This window comes from Candidatus Cloacimonadota bacterium, from assembly GCA_019429305.1.
Taxonomy (GTDB): domain Bacteria; phylum Cloacimonadota; class Cloacimonadia; order Cloacimonadales; family JAJBBL01; genus JAHYIR01.
Genome location: JAHYIR010000001.1, coordinates 256,334 through 276,023, shown reverse-complemented (window position 1 = coordinate 276,023; position 19,690 = coordinate 256,334). Strand labels below are relative to the sequence as shown.

Below are 19,690 nucleotides of genomic sequence, written 5' to 3'. Positions count from 1 at the left end.
CTTAAGAAATCCCACTATTCTCCCTCGCAATCAGCAAGAACCTCTAATATGTTGCTCTCTGCTGTAACTGATATAGCTCTACGAAGAATATTGACTTGTAGAACAACTTTCTTGATATTCTTTACATCTGCCACCAAACCAGTGACCCCCTTCAGAGGACCTTCTTTGAATCTCACCCATGTTCCTTTTTCTAAATACTGATGAGTTGCTATGTCAACCTTTTTCGTTCTTACCTGTTGAATATATCTCAACTCTTCCAAAAAAATATCTTCATCCTTGACTAAGATAAACGAGACCGTATGCCCGGAAACAGTCAATTGCTTTTTCTCTTCAAAAGTAGCTCTGACGAATAAATAACTGGTAAACATCGGTTTGGTGTAGACAACCTTTTTCCTCTCGTAATACTTAACACTCTCAATCAAAGGGAGATAGTAAGCGATATTGTTTTTATAGGCGTATTCGGCTAATTTTTTTTCTCGGCGCGGCTTAGTATAAATAACAAACCAATGATCCATATCAGTTGAGGGAGCAAGCTCTCCAAATAACTCAAGAAAACCGTTCTCTATTTCAGCCAATCCAAATATCCCCATAGCTCTAAACTCTCACCTCTATGCTCTTAGCCCTCAGCCCTTAGCAATCAGAGCCGGATGATCTTCTCCAATTTCATCCCGTTAGTTGCTAATCTTGTATCGAGGATCAGTTTTGCTCTGTTGACAATGTCATTATAATCATAGATTGCATGATTTGTTGTAATAACAACTAGATCATATTCACCAATTTTATCGAGATCAACAGACTGATAATGCTTATGATTAATCTCATTAACAAAACTAGGAATAAAGGGATCATTATAATCTGGGTAACAGCCTTGCTTCTCAAAGAGATGGATCACCATCTGAACCGGAGATTCTCTTATATCATCGATATCTTTTTTATAGGCAGCTCCGATGAGTAATATCTTCGCCTTTGAAAGAGCGATACCCCTTTTATTGAGAATAGAGGCAGCTTTACCAACAACAAAATCGGGCATGGAATTGTTAATCTCTCCTGCCAGCTCGATCAATCTCGTATGATAATTGAACTCTCTCGCTTTCCAAGTCAGGTAGAAAGGATCTAACGGAATACAATGACCCCCGATCCCCGGACCAGGATAGAATGGCATAAACCCATACGGTTTAGTGCTCGCAGCTTCAATAACTTCCCAGATATCTATTCCCATCTTCTCGCATAAAATAGTCATCTCGTTTGCCAGAGCGATGTTGATATTTCTAAACGTGTTCTCATAGATTTTCTCCATCTCGGCAACTTCCGGTGAAGAGACAAGAAATACCGGTGCTGTTAATATGGTTTTATAGAAAACCCCAGAAATCCGATTACATTCTTCTGTCATCCCACCAACTACTTTTGGTGTATTATCGGTTTTATAATCTTTATTCCCCGGATCGACCCTTTCCGGTGAAAAGGCAACAAAGATATCTCTTCCCACTACAAAACCCCGTTTCTCGATCTCAGGAGCAACAATTTCTCTTGTTGTCCCGGGATAGGTTGTACTTTCTAAAACGAGAAGTGTGTCTTTCTTAATATGTTCTGCAATAGATTTTGTTGAGGATATAACGTAAGATGAATCCGGTTGTTTGTATTTATCGAGAGGTGTTGGTACTGCAACCATGATAACATCCATATCTTTTATTAGTGAATAGTCTGTGGTAGCTGAGATCAATCCTTTTTCTACCAGCTCTTTTAATTCTTCCGAATCAACATCACCAATGTAGTTCTCTCCCCTTTTGATCTGATCTGCCCTCTTTTGCAGGATATCAAAACCTAATACATTATAACCGTTACGTGCTACAGTTACTGCCATCGGCAGACCAACGTAACCTAAACCTACAACTGCTACTTTTGCCTCTTTACTCTGAATCTTTTCTAACAATGCCATTAAATATTTCTCCTTTTATCAAATCAATTTCATTTTCTATCTTATAGAATATCATACTAAGTGTTTGAAAATTTATCCTTCGATACATTCTACCGTTAAGAATAGCAAGCAGAATACGGTAGAACACTCAGGATGACATTAGTATGTATTATCAACTATGTCCTACCAACTATTGTCACCCTGAGTGATCCGCTCTTTTGCGGATTGTATCGAACCGAGGGAACGCTTCTCCGTGGCTGCTTCCGATCCTTCGTCAAGCTCAGGACAGGGTTGGTGAAGCCAACAAAGGGTCGACAATACAATTTATCTCATTACTCATCAATACCTGTAATGATCGGGTTTATACGGTCCATTCTCAGGTACACCAATATACTTTGCCTGTTTTGGCGTTAGTTTAGTTAAATTCACCCCTATCTTCTCTAAATGAAGCCGGGCTACTTCCTCATCTAAAAACTTAGGCAGCGTATAGACACCTATCTGATGATCATGCTGCCAAAGGTCAATTTGAGCCAGTACTTGATTGGTAAAGGAATTACTCATCACGAAGGAAGGGTGTCCGGTAGCATTACCGAGATTAACCAATCTGCCTTCCGACAAGAGGATGATCGCTCTCCCATTCGGTAAATGTATCAAATCTACTTGAGGTTTAATATTCTCTTTACGCACACCAGCCAGATTATATAGTTCATCCACCTGTATCTCATTATCAAAATGTCCGATATTACAGAGAATTGTGTTATTTTTCATCTTCAAAACATGTTCGACAGTTACCACATCACAATTTCCGGTTGCTGTAACCACAATATCTGCTTCGGAGACGACATCATCCAATACTCTAACTTCATATCCTTCCATTGCAGCTTGCAGAGCACAGATCGGATCGATTTCCGTAATGATAACTCGGGCACCAAATCCTCGCATAGATTGAGCACAACCCTTGCCAACATCTCCGTAACCACAGATAACAACAACCTTACCGGCAACCATGATATCGGTTCCCCGCTTGATTCCATCTGCTAACGACTCTCGGCAACCATAGAGATTATCAAATTTCGATTTTGTCACTGAGTCATTGACATTGATAGCTGGAAATAAAAGCTTTTTCTCTTTGAACATCTGATACAGTCGATTAACCCCTGTTGTAGTCTCTTCACTGACACCCTTCATTTTTGCAACGACATTATGCCAGCGATCAGGATCTTTCTCCAGACCTTCGATCAAGAGTTTAGTAAGGATCGTTCGTTCTTTATCATTGATTTCAAGAGCAGGAATTTTTCCGGTTTTATGAAGCTCTTCTTCCAGTTCATATCCTAAATGTACTGCTAAAGTGGCATCTCCCCCATCATCAACAATGAGATCAGGTCCGCCCCCATCGGGAAAAATGAGTGCCTGAAGAGTGCACCACCAATATTCTTCTAGATTCTCCCCCTTCCAGGCAAAGACGGGAACTCCACACTCTGCCATAGCTGCAGCTGCATGATCCTGTGTAGAATAAATGTTACAGCTTGCCCAGCGTACTTCAGCTCCTAACTGCCTGAGAGTTTCGATCAAAACTGCTGTCTGGATCGTCATGTGTAAACTTCCGCTGATTCTGGCACCAGCAAGTGGTTTAGTAGCTCGGTATTTATCACGAAGAGCTATCAACCCGGGCATTTCTGCTTCGGCTAACAGTATCTCCTGCCTACCAAATTTAGCTAATTGAATATCTTTGATCTTATAATCCATGATACTAACCTTTATTAATTGAGATTGATTTTAAGCAAACAAAAACCTATCGGTATCAATAGGTCAATAAATCTTTCGCGAAAAAAAGGGGCAATCGAATGAATTGCCCCCATAAATCAATATGTTATCTATCTCCGCGATCTTTCCTGTAGTTATCGCGTCTATCACTTCTGTGTCGATTTCCTGATGAACTGCTTCTGTCTCTTCTATCTCGATCATAACGAGGTCTATCTCCCGAGCGGTTTTGATCATAACTACGTGATCTGCTTTCATCAGCTGGAGGAAGGTTTGTTCCGTAAGCTTCATTACCCGGAACCCCTTTCATAGTAAGCTGGACCTTGCCTCTATCGGAGCCAGTATATTTTACTCTTACTACGTCACCGATCTTAACAAAATCGTGAGCACTTTCCACACGCGAATAATGTAGTTGAGAAACATGAACCAGACCCTCTTTGAAACCACCCATGAACTTCACAAAAGCTCCAAAAGGTTCCACTCTGCTAACTACACCTTCATAGATCTCACCCATCTCCGGCTCATCGGTCAATTCCTTGATCTTTTGCTTAGCTTTCTCAATAGCAAAACCGTCTGCAGAACTGATATTGACTGTACCATCGTCGGAAATGTCAATTGCGACTTTGGTCTCTTCGATGATCGCTTTGATTGTCTTACCACCGGGACCGATAATTGTTCCGATCTTATCAACATCGACCTTGAATGATTCAATACGAGGTGCATATTTAGAGAGTTCTTTACGCGATTCCGAAATAGTGTTTCTCATGATCTCGATGATGTGCAGTCGCGATTTTCTCGCTTGCTCCAGAGCTTCTGCCATAACCTCTTTCGTAATGCCTTCGATCTTGATGTCCATTTGCATAGCTGTGATCCCATCTACTGTACCGGTTACTTTAAAGTCCATATCACCGAGATGATCTTCCATTCCGATAATATCGGTCAAGACGATCGATTTGTCGCCTTCCATCACCAAACCATTAGCGATACCGGCAACGATCTTTTTAACAGGAACACCGGCAGCCATCAAAGCCAGACAACCGCTACATACAGTTGCCATCGAAGATGAACCGTTGGATTCCAAGATATCGGAAACCATTCTAATAGTATAAGGAAACTCCTCGCGGGTCGGCATAACAGCGCTGAGAGCTCTTTCTGCCAAGGCACCATGACCCAGTTCTCTTCTGCCCGGAGGTCTTAAGAAACCGGCTTCGCCAACACTGAAGGGTGGAAAGTTATAATGCAGGAAGTAGGGCTTTTTATACTCTTCTTCCAAACCGTCTATGATCTGTTCGTCAGTAGCCGTTCCCAGAGTCACTGTTCCGATAGATTGTGTTTCACCTCTTGTAAATAGAGCAGAACCGTGTACTCGCGGTAGGACATCGATCTCACAACGAATATCTCTGATTTCATCTACTCTACGACCATCAACACGTCTGCTTTCATTTAGAACCGCATCTCGGAAGTATTTATAGATCAGACTTTCTAATGCCTCTTTCAGCTGTGGCTCTTTCTCGGCAAATTCCTTTTCATCGTATTTTGCCACATACTTCTCGATCATGGTATTGCGTAATTCGTCGAACCGATCGTTGCGTTCCTGTTTACCGGCGATCTTTGTTGCTTCATTTATCGCCTGCCCGAATTCACTATTCAATTCATCAGTCAATTCTTGGGGGATCACTTTCAATGTTACTTCCATTTTGGATTTTCCACATTCGGCAATAAACTCTTTCTGGAATTCGACCAATTCTTTGATCGCATCATGACCATAATAAATCGCTTCCATCATTTTTTCTTCTGATATTTCCGAGGCACCAGCTTCTATCATGACAACAGATGTGCCTGTTCCGGCAACACTCAGATCGAGTTTGCTCTCTTTTAATTGATCCATTGAGGGATTGATAACAAACTGATCATCAACCAAACCAACACCGACACCGGCTAAAGGTCCGCTAAAGGGGATATCGGAAATTCCCAATGCTAAAGATGCCCCTAAGATACCTAAAACACCCGGATCATTCATCTCATCGTATGATAAAGTAGTCAAGACGACATGCACCGGATTACGAAAACCTTCCGGAAACAGTGGTCGAATTGATCTATCAATTAAACGGGATAACAGGGTTGCCTGAGTCGATGGTTTCGCCTCTCTCTTAAAGAACCCACCCGGTATCTTACCGGCAGCGAACATCTTTTCTACATAATCAACTGTTAAGGGAAAGAAATCGATTCCCTCAGTTGCCGTTGGTGCCATTGTGGCAGTAACTAATAACGATGTATCGCCATACGTCATAAATATCGAACCGTTCGCTTGTCGCGCCATTTTCCCGGTCTCGATGGTTAATTCTCTACCCGCTAACATAGTGGATTTCTTGATTATTTTCTGTTCTTCCATAATTCTCTTCTTCTTTCTCCTATCTTCTTCTTCTTCAGAGCAACATATATAGTATTAATAACATCGCTTGAGGATTGTCATTTATTGTTGCCCGTATGTAATTTTAAAACATAAAAAAAGGGAAGTTTGCTTCCCTTTATCTTCTTAAGCCCAATCTCTTTATCAGGGTTCGATACCTTTCGATATCTTTCTTGGCTAAATAATTTAAAAGTCTCTTACGCTGTCCGATTAAAATCAACAGACTCCTGCGCGTATGAAAATCTTTTTTATATATTTTCAGGTGCTCGGTTATCTGCTTTATCCGTTGGGTTAATAGAGCAACCTGTACTTCCGGTGATCCGGTATCTGAATCATGGAGTTTAAACTCTGCCATGATAGCCTCTTTGGCTTCGCTAGTTAAAGACATTTTTCCTCCTTCTTTTCTATATCGGCTTATCTTTTTTACTACCAGTATTTTGTAAAGTGTTTTTTTCAGTATCTTCTCTCAATTTGAAAATAACTCAGATTCTTATAGAATCAATAAAACTAACTAAATACCATATTAAATGATTGGATTGGGATTAGGATTTCCTTAATCTTTCCATTAGGGACCCTACGAGTCGGCCTTAGCCGACTCGTGTGCTCACAATAGGTTGGCAATAAATTTATCTTGGAATAACATCGAGCAAAATCAATAAATAATGATTATAAGAAACTCATCGTAGTTTTACATTATAAAAAAATACCGCTTCAATGCTATTATTGAAAAGATATTTATCCGCTATAATTTTTTATTGACAAATAGACCTCTCTACTTTATATAAAGGTTAGTTGGATGTGAAAGTAATATCAAAGAACTGCAGTGTGGGGATATCGTATGGAAGTCAAAAGAACCAATAAGAAAGATATCTATCTATCTATACTATTGTTGATAGATATAGTCAGAAGATGTCTGCACTCCTATAGATATGTATTGGTTTCAAATGATCATATCATCTCTTCTGAGTCCGATACTCTCCCACTGCTATTGCACAGGTTTTTTCCAAACCCCAAAAACAAATTCATTCGGCAGACCGGTCTTACTACAACTCGAGAGTAAGACCTAACAATCGAGGAAATCAAATAAATAGGAGGTCTGTTATGAAACGCGTACTTTTACTTACATTAACACTACTCATGTTTAGTGTTTTATTAAACTCGGACATCATAACTTTTGAAGAACAACAGGGATCCAAAACAAATCATGTACAAGGAGAAATATGGCTTTATAATCATTTCCTCAATATTTGGCAGCCTGCCCCTCCCGGTCAAAATTTGGGATTTGTTTTGAATCCTATTCCAGGATCAGGAGCTCCCCAGATTTATCAGTTTAATGTTTACAGCCAATATACTGGAGGATACTATTATAATTTTACCACAATTCCAGATCCTTTCACTATTGATGACTATTGCGAGGTAATAGTAAAATTCAGAGGTACTGATTATTATGCTGATTTTGACGGAGCCGCATGGATAGACATCTGGTGGGTTCAAGCTTATTGATTACATAGTTAAATATTGCGGGTATCTTAAGATACCCGCAATATTTCATTGGAGGAAGATAATGAAAAAAACACTATTAGTAATCTATCTGCTATATCTGGCGGTAACTTTGCTAACTTACGACATACCAGATATCAGCACCATCGAGTATCACAGTGATATATACAGAGTTAATTCTTATTACGAATCATCTATCGTAATAATAGATGATCGGCTCTTTATCGACAGTAAGTACGCATTTGAAGAATATTCGATACATGATAACGGTGAATTGGAATTGCTTTCTTACGAAATATATAACTATAATTACTCCGTAACTCCTCTCGTTGCTTATGGAAATACGATATATCAGGTGCTGGTAAATGTTGAAGATCTTAGCTCTACGTTAAAAAGCATAATCAGAGCATTAGAGATAACCGGCGACAGTATTATAGAAACTAATTCTCTTGAAATCATCGATCCGTGGCATTGTATATTCAATCTACAGTTAAATGACGATTACATCTTCTATAATATGACAGGTTCAATTCATACACATGTAATTGATCGAGAAACCTTTGAACCGATCACCAATAATCTACTAACCGGTGGTTATTTCGCGGTAAACAACGATCTGCTTTTTATGCAAATGATAAACTATCCGGATTCTACTTATGTATCCATCCAAGATATCAGCGATGTTAACAATCCGGTAGAATTGAGTCGTATATACTCAAATGATACCGAATTGAACAGATATGAGTTTGTTGATGATCTCTTGATCATCCTGAAAAACACCAGAGTTATTTTAGTTGATATATCTGATCATGACAATCCGGTAATATTGTCGATCATAGAAGATTTTCCGCATCTTCCTTCTCACAATGCTTTTAACAATGCTCTTATCTACGAAGACTATTTGATTATAATGAATGATAGTTCCATGCTCTATGTATTTGATCTCAACAACCCTTATTCTCCTGTTCTGCTGAATACATATATAGATGATGATAGTCTTCAATGTATAAAAAAGCCACTAATAGTAAATAACAACTACCTCTATTTCGGACGTCAGAAGAAAGGAATAGCTAAAATAGACTTGAATCATTTTCCCGATACAATAACTGTAAACGACATTTTAAAGAATAAACATATAGGCACTAGATTTCTTCTGGATAAATACTTTTTATTCACCGTTAATGGAGATCTGTACTATTTTGATATCAATGAGGAATCAGAAATAATCCAACTCAGTGACGATCTTTTTCACCACAGATTCTATGCTGCAAATGATTCTCTGTTTTTTAATGTTCTAATGAACATCGAATCAACAGAGGAGAATTATAACCTGAGGATTTATCGTTATGATGATGATAGTATAGAATACATTTCGGATTACTCTCTGGAAAACATCCATCCAACAATACCATGGATTTATTGGAAAGATCCTTATTTGTTGGTAAGGAAAGATATGGAAGAATCATACTGGGTTCTTTCGATTAATGATGAATATGAACTTATCGATGAAGCTACAATATACATACCTAACAGCAGCATTTCAAAAATTCTTAATCATAAAGACGTCGGTCCTCCTGATTATCTCTATGTTTATTGTTTCACTACTAACAGAATTCTAATTTTCGACTATCAAGCTCCATATCATTTGTTACATGAGTTCAACATCTCCCTTTATGGCAATTATAATAACTCCTTGATGTTTCATGAAGATCTATTGGTTCTCTATAAACAACCTACTGGGCATGATATGTCAGTTAGTGTTGGTCTGTATCATCATTCCTTCCCGGATTTTATAGAGGAAATAGAATTCTTGAGTTTTCCTCCGGTATTTATCCATCAATTTACCAACTTGAATATCTTCTATATGGCTAATTTTCTTTTTACATCGAGGGATTTTTATTCCTTCGATTATTCAGGTATGCACTATCTGGGTAGTTATCAATTTGATACAACATATGCCTATTATATCGATTTTATACCTGAATTATCGAAACTATATGTTTCTGATGCAGACGCTGCAAGTAGCTATATTAGGCGATATAACCTTGAGTTTACTTCATCAACAGATGAAAATGTCATTCAAATCCCATTAAAAACTTCCCTGGCTCAAAACTATCCCAATCCGTTCAATCCCGAAACTACTATAAAATTCATCTTAGAGAGAGAGGGGGAAGTATTATTAGAAATCTACAATATCAAAGGGCAGCGTGTTAAAACACTTGTTGATGAACAAAGAGATGCCGGTGAACATCAAGTAATCTGGAATGGTCTCGATGACAGGAACAGGCAGATGCCTTCAGGTATCTATTTCTATCAAATGATTACAGATTGCGGCTATCGGGAAGTTAGAAAAATCGCTCTCATAAAATAGGTTCTTTCTTATTCATTCTATATATAAAACTAATGGAGATTTGAGATAAACAAAAATGCCAACCGAGGAAATCACTTCTTCGTGGCTGCTTCCGAGCTCGACGAAGTCAACACCGAGAAGATAAAAGGGATATATCATGTCGTCACAATGTACCTGCTTTAGAGAATTTAAACCTATCTCTCTTATTACGACAGTAATGAATGGTTGGAGTGTAAAAATGTTATCGACATCTTTTACCGCTTTATTACATAAGAGAAAGACACCTAAAGATAATCCTGTATACTCTTTTTATATTTCCGGGATAAAAGCTGCCAACGTTATTTTCTCAACAAATACAAGGAGTGTTAACAACTATGTTCATCGTATCACTAAACATCACATTTCTAACAATAATTGCCTTCAGAGATTCTTTCCCAATCCGAGAAACAAATTCATCAGGCAGACCGGTCTTACTACAACTCGAGAGTAAGACCTGACAATTGAGGAAATCAAATAAATGGAGGTGTGAAATGAAATGTCTAATAATGTTAGTAGTGGTGTTGATACTATTAGGTAGTGTTGAACTCTTTGCCCAAATCCAGTATAACTTCGAATTTGATATGGTTGGAGTCGGAGTAGCTTGGCTAAAACTTGAAATTAAAGAAACATACCAGAGCCAATGGGAACTAGAAAGAGAATGGACAGTCATAGTTCTTCCGGACACACGCTATCATTCTATGATTTTAGATTTCGGAAATCAATTACATGCGGTTAGAGTGACTGCCGGTACTTTTCCACACGGAGCATCATTTAGAGAAATCAGGACTAACTTGGGTTATAATAACTATTTCTTCATAGATTTGAGCCCACCTGTTAATCCAACTTCAGACCCTCCCTGTGGCGGGGATGAATGATAATAATCGATTACCAATATCCCCTGAAGAGTTTTTTACTCTTCAGGGGATACATTAAAAGGAGAAGGTTATGGATAAATCAAGATATGTACCGATAATAATGGTCATGTTATACTTAATAACCTTTGATCTAATTTCAGTAGATTTTCAGATAGAGAAGGTAAATGAGTTTTCCATAGCGAACAGACGAATAGGAACCAATCGAGTCAACAACATTATCATCGAATATCCTTATCTATACACTCTGACTCGATATGGATTGGAGGTATATTCTATGGAAGTTGACGGAAGTCTGACGCTGCTGACCAGAAAACTTATCATTGAACCCTGGACAATGGAAAAGATAGGGAACCATTTGTTTATTGGAACATCATCGAGACAGTATGATCCCTTCAACGCTATGATCCACAAGATCGACGTTACCAACCCTTCCGAACCCTTTGTTGTCCAATCATTGGAATTTGATGATAATGTACCGTGGGTTCCCTATCTGAACGTTTTAAATGACCATTTTATCGTAAACACAGTAGCGTGGCCTCCCTTTAATCCTCTTATCAACACCGCTTTGGAGATAATACATCCTAATCCGATACCAACATACCCGCACCTTCTTTTCAGTGATACTCTTATCTTATCGAGAGTGGATCATTTTGATCATCTGATATACGATATCAGCGATATTGACAATGTAAGTGTAGTCGGTTCGGGCAACATATCAGAAGCACATAACTACGGTATTTACCATCAAGGTTCTTATGAGGACTCAACATTGATTTTCAATAATACACGTGAAATCTCTTTTTGGGATGTGACTGATCTGAACGACTGGCAATTATTATATAACATACCCTGGCTCGAAAATGAGATGATTATCTTCGGTGACACTTTTTACATTATGAACAATTATCTGCTCTATTTAAATCCTTTTAATTTAGTAGCAATTGATATGAACGATTATACGATTCAGCAAATTTCTGAAGATGATTTCTTTTTCTGTGAAGGGATAGATGCTGCCGATTGGGAAGATAATGTATATTTTACGGTTCTGCGTGAGGGGATTCAGAGATTTCGCTATGAAGACAGTGAATTTCATTATATCGATACGACATCCGACCACCGTATGAATGCTTACATCTATCTTAATGATAATCATGTATTTGTAAGAAGTGATAAAGTCACCTCAGGTTTCAGAGTTCACGATATCTCAAATCCCTTGAATATAATAGAGATCACCAGAATTTTCGAGGGTGTACCAAAGTTAGCAGTCTCACTTCGGGACTATCTTGTAAATAATCTCTTGATCTTAAGAGATTGCAGCAATTACGAGTTCGGGGATATAGAGGTATATGATGTCTCGGACCCTTTCAATCCTCATCTGAGAAATAGTATAGATATTAGTTTTTGGTCGGGGCAAAATGTTTTAGTTAACCGTTACGAGTCAGATCCTGATGCATTATACATCAAGCCCTGGTATCAAAATATACTGCGTAAGTATGATATCAGTGAGGAGGGTCAATACGAGTTACTCTTTGAGATGGATCTCTCTTATTTAGAAAACGATGTATATTATGTTATTGATAATGACTATATGTACTGCCTAACAAGAAGGGGTAACTTGAATTGGCATAGACTAAGTATATTTTCGGGAATGAATGATAATGCCCCTCTGCTGCAAAATACGATTGATTACTTCGTGTTTCACCCAGATCCGCTGATTAAGATGACGGGTGATTATCTCACTATCTATGATCCTTCCAGTAGTGGATATTCTAATACAGATTTCTATTCCCTATCCGATCCGGTAAATCCGGAATTAGTCTTTCAAATCCCTATGCCCGGTGTTCCCTATATTAAAGATGATCTTTTGTATCAAAGTCCCGGTTCAGCAATTTTTGTGTTCGATCTGAGTAACGAACCTAACGGAATAATCGCACCATTCACCTATTTCCTTCATAATGTTCGCAGTAACTGGATATTTTTCCGTGAGTCGAATGATCTCAAGTATCTTTTCGCATGTTCATACGCAACAAGTATAGGGGTTTTCGAATATAGTCATGATTTAAGTGTTGGTGATGATCTTGTCGTAGTACCCAAAAGTCCAAGATTATTGCAGAACTATCCCAATCCCTTCAATCCCGAAACTACTATAAAATTCATCTTAGAGAGAGAGGGGGTAGTATTATTAGAAATCTACAATATCAAAGGACAGAGAATTACTGAGCTAATTAATGAAAAATTACCTCAAGGAGAACATTCTATAGTTTGGAATCCTCTGACTGCCAAAGGGAAGGATTTACCAAGCGGGGTATATCTCTACCGCTTAAGAACTGATGGATACGAAAGAACGAGAAAGATGTTATTTTTGAAATAGTATTCAAGATTTGTCATCAAGATTTAATTTCCTGCTGATAGTATCTTGACTGCCACCAACAAATCTATTGACATCAGCAGCAACTAACTTTTTTATTAGTTACAAATGATGGAGTATAATTGATGGCAAATATTATTGTATTAGATACTAATGTCTTGCTTCATGATCCCAATGCCTTATTTAGCTTTAAGGGGGATCGTATTGTCATCCCGATGACAGTAATTGAAGAAATAGACAACTTTAAAAAGGGTGTTGATGAGATAGGACGCAATGCCCGACAGATCTCCCGCTATTTAGATAAATTGCGGAAAGATGGTTCTTTGCAGAATGGAGTAGAGATCGAAAACGATACCATCATTCAGGTGGTAATGAGTAAAAAGATAGAAAGTATAACCAGCGATCTGATGATATCCGATGAGAATGATAATCTGATCATTGGTACTGCACTCTACATGCAGAAGAATAATCCGAAAGACCGGGTCATAATGGTCTCCAAAGATGCCAATATCAGGATCAAGGCAGATGCTGTAGGTTTGGAAGCAAATGACTTTGAAGCTGATAGAGTGAAATTCGAAGAGCTCTTTACCGGTTATTCTGATTTAGAGGTAGATTCATCTGTAGTCAAGTCATTCCAAGAGACAAAAAAGATCACCAGTCCTGAAGAGGGTTTCTTTCCTAATCAGTTTGTGAAACTGATCAACAAAGATAATCCGGAAATAACGATCATTACTCGTTTCAATCACGAAGATAATACTCTTAACGAATTGACACATTATACCGGAGGCATCGTTTTTGGCATCAAAGCAAGAAACGATGAGCAGACAATGGCAATAGATCTGCTCTTAGACGATAAGGTGCAGATGGTAAGTTTGATCGGTAAGGCAGGAACAGGCAAGACACTGATAGCTATTGCTGCCGGTTTACAGAAAGTAGTAGAAGAAAATCGTTACAGCAGATTAGTTATCTCCCGTCCTATATCTCCCTTAGGCAAAGATCTGGGCTATCTACCGGGAACTAAAGGAGAGAAATTCGACCCTTGGATGCAACCGATCTATGATAATATGGAAATCCTGATTCATAGCCACGGAGAACAGGAAGAGAGTCGTAACGGTAAAATATTCAGTAAGAAAAGACCGTCGATAAACGACTATCTCGATCACGGTTTTATCGAACTTGAACCTCTGACCTACATCAGAGGACGTAGTTTGCCTGATCAGTATATCATAATCGATGAAGCACAGAACCTGACACCTCATGAGATGAAAACGATCATCACCAGAGCAGGTGAAGGGACAAAAATTGTCCTGACCGGAGACCCTTATCAAATTGATATTCCCTATTTAGACTCGGAAAGTAATGGCTTGAGTATGTCGGTAGAAAAATTAAAGAAAGAAGAAATAGTTGGTCATATTACTCTCGAAAAGGGAGAACGCTCCCGACTGGCAGATATAGCAGCACGTTACTTTTGAAAAAGAAATGAACACGAATTGGGACCACGAATAGGCACGAAAAAAGAGCACTAATGAGCACGAATAAAAGTATAAACACTAATAAAAACAATTCAATCATGAGATAGTATGAAATGAAGGGATTCGAAAGAAGTTGGGTCGAGATAGATTTAGATAGTTTTGCTCATAATTTGCAGCAAATGAAAAACAGGTTATCTGCCAATACAGGATTCATGCAGATCGTTAAAGCAGACGCTTACGGACATGGAGCTTATGAAATTGCTTTGCAAAGCTTGCAGCTCGGGGCTGTTAGTTTAGGGGTAGCCAATGCCGAAGAGGGAGCATTGTTACGCTACCAGAACATCGAAGCACCTATCCTTATTCTATCACCGAGTTTTCAGGAAGAGATCGAGCTTATCTTAGAAAACAAATTAACTCCTACAGTAACCACTTTAGATTTTGCTGAAGCTCTGAACAGTAAATCCACTATGCAAAAGATCAAAGTACATCTGGAAATAGATACCGGTATGGGTCGTAGCGGCATTAGATATGATAATGCTCTCTCTATGATAAATCAGATAAAGATGCTGCCTAACCTCGAAATAGAAGGGATCTTCAGCCATTTCAGCAGTAGTGAATCGGATATTGGCTTCACTAATTTGCAGAACGAGAGATTTAAAAAGATCATCGAACAACTCGATCTTCCAATCAAATATATCCACATCGCCAATAGTACTGCTGTGATCACCTGCTCCCCTGAATTTGCTAATTTAGTGAGGATAGGTCTCTTATCCTATGGTGTCTATACTGATGACGATCTGTGTGATAAGATAGATTTGCTACCGGTAATGTCCTTCAAATCGGCAATTTGCCAGATAAAAGAGGCAAAAAAGGGCGAAACTATCGGATATAACAGGACTTTCACTGCCGTAAGAGATATAAGATATGCCATCATCCCTGTCGGGTATGCAGACGGATATGATTTTCTCCTTTCTAACAGAGGAAAAGTGATCATCAACGGTAATTTATATCCTCTGCTTGGCAGGATCAGTATGGATATGATCACAGTGGATGTTACCGATGGACAAGAGATCGAATGTGGTGACGAGGTAACTCTGTTGAACAGCGGAGATTTACGTTCCGAAAAAATCGTTGCCTTATACGAAGGTCTCTCTTATGAACTGCTCTGTCAAATCGGAAGAAGAGCCAGACGGTATTATCGTCAAGATGGGAAAATCGTTGCTACTTCCCCACTTTCCCGAAGAGAATTCGTTTCTCACGACTTTTCCGATAAGAAACTCAATCTGATCATCGAATCAGCCATCAGTCAAAGATTGCAGAGTAAAGAAATTGCCTCTCTCATATACAGTGAAATATTGCGCCGCTTCTTTGTTGATAAAGACCAGAATATCCACTATCGTAAGAATTTTCAGCATAGTATTGTGTTTTCGATCCCTCGAGAGAAAAACTTGGAGAATTACTATGAGGTAACAACAGAACTGACTTTTACCAAGATCTTGCAACAGGAATATTTTTATGTTGCCTGCGCCAACAGATACGAAGATCTGGAAAAGTACTTCCGGCGACGTGATGTAGAGTATAGATGGCTACTCGATGATAAGTTCTCTCTTACTGAAGATTTCTTTGAGGTAACAAATGTCTCTATCAATGATTTCCCTTTATCTTTCCAAAAAGAGATGCGGGATGGATGTATGGAAATCAAATGCTCCCATCCAGAGCTATCCGGTTTGGTTGGAAATGAGGTCAGGTTCTCTATCTCCACTAAGACCTATTATCCCAAAAAATCGCAGCAATTAACTGTCTATATTACAGAGATCACTCGCGGAGTTAAAATCTGTTTTTCCTATCCCGATAAAGAGTTTGAAGACATCGAAGTAGTCAGTATTGTATCAGGACAGAGCAAATATCCGATTATTGATAAACAGAAAGATACTTTAGAGGTCAAAACGGGAGAAGAAGAATGGATTTACCCGAACAGCGGAGTAGTTTTCGTCTATAAAAAATAATTACTAATTCAACTTCACATTCCCCGATAATCTATTTACATAGTATCAGAATGGCTTTATCGTTAGTTGGTATGACGGTGTTTAGTTATGAAGATCTTTTAAAAGAATCCCCCCCCCTCTCAGAAAACAAGTTTTTTTAGAAATAGGAGTAAGATTAACTTTTAGTTTCCAGAGAGATCAACTATGTGAGAGTTATATCGTTCAGTTGAAATAACAATAGCTAATGATACCTATAAGTGTCACCCTGAGTGACCCTTCATCAAAGCTGAGAGCATCTTTCAATATTGCTATCAGATTTGGTGAAGGGTTGTATCGAAGGAGAAGCAAATCTAATACTGAGTCTTTTCAGTTTATCCTTCGATACATTCTGTCCGAAGTTTAGCAATTAAGAACAGGACAGAACACTCAGGATGACAAAGTAAAGAGATTATCAAGGAAAGTATTATACCTTCACTGAACAGTCGAGATGACAATATTTAGTTGCCGTTTAAGTAACATAAGGATGTGAAAATAGAATATAAATCTTGACAAATAAACTTATTATCTATAATTGGTACAGATTTAGTGTGTGGTTTCTACCGCCCTAGGGGAGAACAATTATGAGAAGCTTACTATTAGTCTTATGTGCTATAACTTTAGCTATTAGTGCTTTAATCGGACGAATCCCGGAAACTCTTACTATCCAGACAGAAAAGACTGATGAGAATTATTTAATTAGTAGAGAGATAAACAGGCAAAACAATCCTAATTATTCTTTTAATATAGCACCAATGAGTATAATGCATTCTTGGTATAACTATTTTCCGGGAAACTATCATTCTATCCCTATCCGAGTTCAACCTTCACCAGCCGGCATGCATCCCGGTGGTGGAATTTATATCGCTTTTCAAGCTACCCCGGCTGGTGGTGGTACCAGACGAGTTTACTATGTTTACATTCAAGATGGTAGTATTACAAGCGGACCTGGCTTGATTGACGGAAATGCTACTTTAGCAGAAGGATTTCCGGGGATCGATATCGATTGGGAAACCGGTGATCCCTTTGTATCTTGGCATGCAACAAATCCGAACAATCCGAATTTTTATTACTGTCCATTGACTTTCGATGCTTATCACATGTTGGGTATTCCGGGATTTTGGGAAACACCCTATGGTGTAATTCTTAACCCTTATGATGTTGGTCCTGAACAAGCTCAGGAGTTTATCTGGCCTTTGGTTTTTATAGGTCCATCCCCCAATCCCGATCAGAGAAGGATCTATATAACTGCTAATAATAATATACTCAACGCTTCCGGGTATCCTTGTGAGAATGTCTTGCTCGCTTTCGCTGACTTCTCAGAACCATCAGACTTGGAAAGCTATGACCCTGATCAATGGACTTACACTACTATACCGCAGATGGACCAGTGGCGGCAGGAAAATATCAGACCATTTTTTGCACCGATTGTTTCGAAAAATTCAGGAAGAATTGCACTCTTCGGTCATACTGAACAATGCGGTCCTGTAGATCCCTATCACACCAATAACTTTCTTTTTTTATTGGAAAATGATAGCTACGGTGAAGGGGATTGGACACTTTTCACTGGAACTTCATCAATACAAGTTGATAATCCCGATGGCTATTTTACTGGCTACGGAAATCAACCGTTTCAAGACATGCGTTATATAATTTATCGTAATCGTCATAATACTGTAATAGATAGGGAAGGTAATTTTCATTTTGTAGGATTCTATACTTTATTTGCTGAAGACTGGACCTGGTTCCCAAGTATGAGTACAGAGAAACATGTAAAATTCTTGAGGAACACTGAAGAGTTTATTGTTACAGATCTATATCCCCGCAATGAAGATGGTACATTTTACCTACCTTGGAATATTCCACCAGAATATGATGATTATGGATTTCTAATCTTGAACCAAAGTTGGCCCTGTTGGTGGCATCAATCTGGCGATATCTTTTTCGAGAATTATCACCGTATAATTCAGGATGAAAATAGACTTATAGCCCTCTTTCAAAGTAGCGAATTACAAATGTTTTGGCCCTTTGACATGATACCAAAGACCCATATAATGATATCAAATGACTATGGTGTCAATTGGTCGGACCCAATAATTCTTGATTCCGAAAATACTCCTGAATTAGCAAATATGATACCTACTTATTGGTATTTAGCAGATCACATGGAACATCTGTATGATAACTGGTACAGAATACATCTGATGTTTTTAGATAAAGATGCTTATACTATTATTGACCCGGGTTATGGTGGTAATATCATGTACACTTCTCTTGATATAGATTTTACTCCTACCTCTGTAGATGAAGGTCATATAGTTGTCGTCCCAGAAAAGATGCTTTTGCAAAACTATCCTAACCCTTTTAATCCGGAGACCATCATAGAATTTTATCTTCCAGCTGAGATGAAGATCACATTGGAAATATTCAATATTAAAGGTCAGCTGATCAAGACCTTAGTTGATGGTTACCAACCAGCCGGCAATAATTTTGTTGTCTGGAACTGTAGAGATCATAACAACCATGAGGTCAGCAGTGGGATCTATTTCTATAAACTTACTACCGACACCCACATAGAAACTAGAAAGATGCTGCTCTTGAAATAACTATAAATTAGTTTCTAATTAAGTGACGCTCTTATTAATATTCTATCAGAGCACTTCCTCGAGCTCGGGAGCAGCCAGGAAGAAGCAACTCCCTCGGTTAGTACTTAGTCTAGATATCTCAAATTTACTTGCTAATCTTATTTCTGTGTCATCTGCAAGAAAATGAGATATCTCATTTTTTCTTGCTTTTTTTAAAAATAGTCAGTAATAAGATCTCTCCATTTCGCTTCGCTCCAGTCGAGATGACAAAGAAACATAAGTTACTCAATGTAATATTATCCTGTAATCATACAACAAACAAGAAAGGCGGGTAATGATCCCGCCTTTCTATATATGTATTATCACTTCTTGTAAGAAGTCAATTTATCATGTA

At 38.4% G+C, this 19,690-nt stretch carries 14 protein-coding genes; 9 read left to right on the top strand and 5 right to left on the bottom strand.

Features of this window, described 5'->3' with window-relative positions:
• Positions 1 to 14: 14 nt before the first annotated feature.
• From K0B81_01165 to rpsO, 5 genes are all read right to left on the bottom strand, one after another.
• Positions 15 to 590, bottom strand: coding sequence for a hypothetical protein (locus tag K0B81_01165; protein ID MBW6515210.1), 576 nt, complete (start codon positions 588 to 590; stop codon positions 15 to 17).
• Between the two features lie 47 nt (positions 591 to 637).
• The gene (locus tag K0B81_01160; GenBank protein ID MBW6515209.1) at positions 638 to 1,936 is read right to left on the bottom strand and encodes a nucleotide sugar dehydrogenase; all 1,299 of its coding nucleotides are present in this window, start codon (positions 1,934 to 1,936) and stop codon (positions 638 to 640) included.
• Between the two features lie 318 nt (positions 1,937 to 2,254).
• Positions 2,255 to 3,661: an adenosylhomocysteinase gene (gene ahcY / locus K0B81_01155; GenBank protein MBW6515208.1), complete on the bottom strand. Its 1,407-nt coding sequence runs from the start codon at positions 3,659 to 3,661 to the stop codon at positions 2,255 to 2,257.
• Positions 3,662 to 3,785: 124 nt separating this feature from the next.
• Positions 3,786 to 6,068, bottom strand: a complete 2,283-nt coding sequence (gene pnp, locus K0B81_01150; protein MBW6515207.1) for a polyribonucleotide nucleotidyltransferase — start codon at positions 6,066 to 6,068, stop codon at positions 3,786 to 3,788.
• A gap of 136 nt (positions 6,069 to 6,204) precedes the next feature.
• A complete protein-coding gene (gene rpsO / locus K0B81_01145; protein MBW6515206.1) occupies positions 6,205 to 6,474 on the bottom strand; it encodes a 30S ribosomal protein S15 in 270 nt (89 codons plus the stop codon).
• 450 nt (positions 6,475 to 6,924) lie between these two features.
• Between rpsO and K0B81_01140 the strand changes: the two genes are divergently transcribed.
• The 9 genes from K0B81_01140 to K0B81_01100 all read left to right on the top strand — a co-directional run bounded on the left by K0B81_01140 (position 6,925) and on the right by K0B81_01100 (position 19,317).
• On the top strand, positions 6,925 to 7,146 hold the full coding sequence (locus tag K0B81_01140; GenBank protein ID MBW6515205.1) for a hypothetical protein: 222 nt from the start codon (positions 6,925 to 6,927) through the stop codon (positions 7,144 to 7,146).
• Positions 7,147 to 7,187: 41 nt separating this feature from the next.
• A complete protein-coding gene (locus K0B81_01135; GenBank protein MBW6515204.1) occupies positions 7,188 to 7,589 on the top strand; it encodes a hypothetical protein in 402 nt (133 codons plus the stop codon).
• 61 nt (positions 7,590 to 7,650) lie between these two features.
• Positions 7,651 to 9,957 (top strand): T9SS type A sorting domain-containing protein, encoded by a 2,307-nt coding sequence (locus K0B81_01130; protein MBW6515203.1) that lies wholly within the window; start codon positions 7,651 to 7,653, stop codon positions 9,955 to 9,957.
• Between the two features lie 217 nt (positions 9,958 to 10,174).
• Entirely contained in the window at positions 10,175 to 10,426 is a 252-nt protein-coding gene (locus tag K0B81_01125; protein MBW6515202.1) for a hypothetical protein, read from the top strand.
• 40 nt (positions 10,427 to 10,466) lie between these two features.
• Complete coding sequence (locus K0B81_01120) at positions 10,467 to 10,850, top strand: hypothetical protein (GenBank protein MBW6515201.1); 384 nt, start codon at positions 10,467 to 10,469, stop codon at positions 10,848 to 10,850.
• A 70-nt stretch (positions 10,851 to 10,920) separates the two neighbouring features.
• On the top strand, positions 10,921 to 13,221 hold the full coding sequence (locus K0B81_01115) for a T9SS type A sorting domain-containing protein (GenBank protein MBW6515200.1): 2,301 nt from the start codon (positions 10,921 to 10,923) through the stop codon (positions 13,219 to 13,221).
• Between the two features lie 122 nt (positions 13,222 to 13,343).
• Positions 13,344 to 14,690: a PhoH family protein gene (locus K0B81_01110; GenBank protein MBW6515199.1), complete on the top strand. Its 1,347-nt coding sequence runs from the start codon at positions 13,344 to 13,346 to the stop codon at positions 14,688 to 14,690.
• Between the two features lie 113 nt (positions 14,691 to 14,803).
• Positions 14,804 to 16,696, top strand: coding sequence for an alanine racemase (alr, locus tag K0B81_01105; protein MBW6515198.1), 1,893 nt, complete (start codon positions 14,804 to 14,806; stop codon positions 16,694 to 16,696).
• Positions 16,697 to 17,295: 599 nt separating this feature from the next.
• Positions 17,296 to 19,317 (top strand): T9SS type A sorting domain-containing protein, encoded by a 2,022-nt coding sequence (locus K0B81_01100; GenBank protein ID MBW6515197.1) that lies wholly within the window; start codon positions 17,296 to 17,298, stop codon positions 19,315 to 19,317.
• Positions 19,318 to 19,690 lie beyond the last annotated feature (373 nt).

Excerpts from the sequence above, each read along its gene's own strand:
- K0B81_01165 (MBW6515210.1), bottom strand. The coding sequence starts at position 590 with ATGGGGATATTTGGATTGGCTGAAATAGAGAACGGTTTTCTTGAGTTA.
- K0B81_01160 (MBW6515209.1), bottom strand. The coding sequence starts at position 1,936 with ATGGCATTGTTAGAAAAGATTCAGAGTAAAGAGGCAAAAGTAGCAGTT.
- ahcY (MBW6515208.1), bottom strand. The coding sequence starts at position 3,661 with ATGGATTATAAGATCAAAGATATTCAATTAGCTAAATTTGGTAGGCAG.
- pnp (MBW6515207.1), bottom strand. The coding sequence starts at position 6,068 with ATGGAAGAACAGAAAATAATCAAGAAATCCACTATGTTAGCGGGTAGA.
- rpsO (MBW6515206.1), bottom strand. The coding sequence starts at position 6,474 with ATGTCTTTAACTAGCGAAGCCAAAGAGGCTATCATGGCAGAGTTTAAA.
- K0B81_01140 (MBW6515205.1), top strand. The coding sequence starts at position 6,925 with ATGGAAGTCAAAAGAACCAATAAGAAAGATATCTATCTATCTATACTA.
- K0B81_01135 (MBW6515204.1), top strand. The coding sequence starts at position 7,188 with ATGAAACGCGTACTTTTACTTACATTAACACTACTCATGTTTAGTGTT.
- K0B81_01130 (MBW6515203.1), top strand. The coding sequence starts at position 7,651 with ATGAAAAAAACACTATTAGTAATCTATCTGCTATATCTGGCGGTAACT.
- K0B81_01125 (MBW6515202.1), top strand. The coding sequence starts at position 10,175 with ATGTTATCGACATCTTTTACCGCTTTATTACATAAGAGAAAGACACCT.
- K0B81_01120 (MBW6515201.1), top strand. The coding sequence starts at position 10,467 with ATGAAATGTCTAATAATGTTAGTAGTGGTGTTGATACTATTAGGTAGT.
- K0B81_01115 (MBW6515200.1), top strand. The coding sequence starts at position 10,921 with ATGGATAAATCAAGATATGTACCGATAATAATGGTCATGTTATACTTA.
- K0B81_01110 (MBW6515199.1), top strand. The coding sequence starts at position 13,344 with ATGGCAAATATTATTGTATTAGATACTAATGTCTTGCTTCATGATCCC.
- alr (MBW6515198.1), top strand. The coding sequence starts at position 14,804 with ATGAAGGGATTCGAAAGAAGTTGGGTCGAGATAGATTTAGATAGTTTT.
- K0B81_01100 (MBW6515197.1), top strand. The coding sequence starts at position 17,296 with ATGAGAAGCTTACTATTAGTCTTATGTGCTATAACTTTAGCTATTAGT.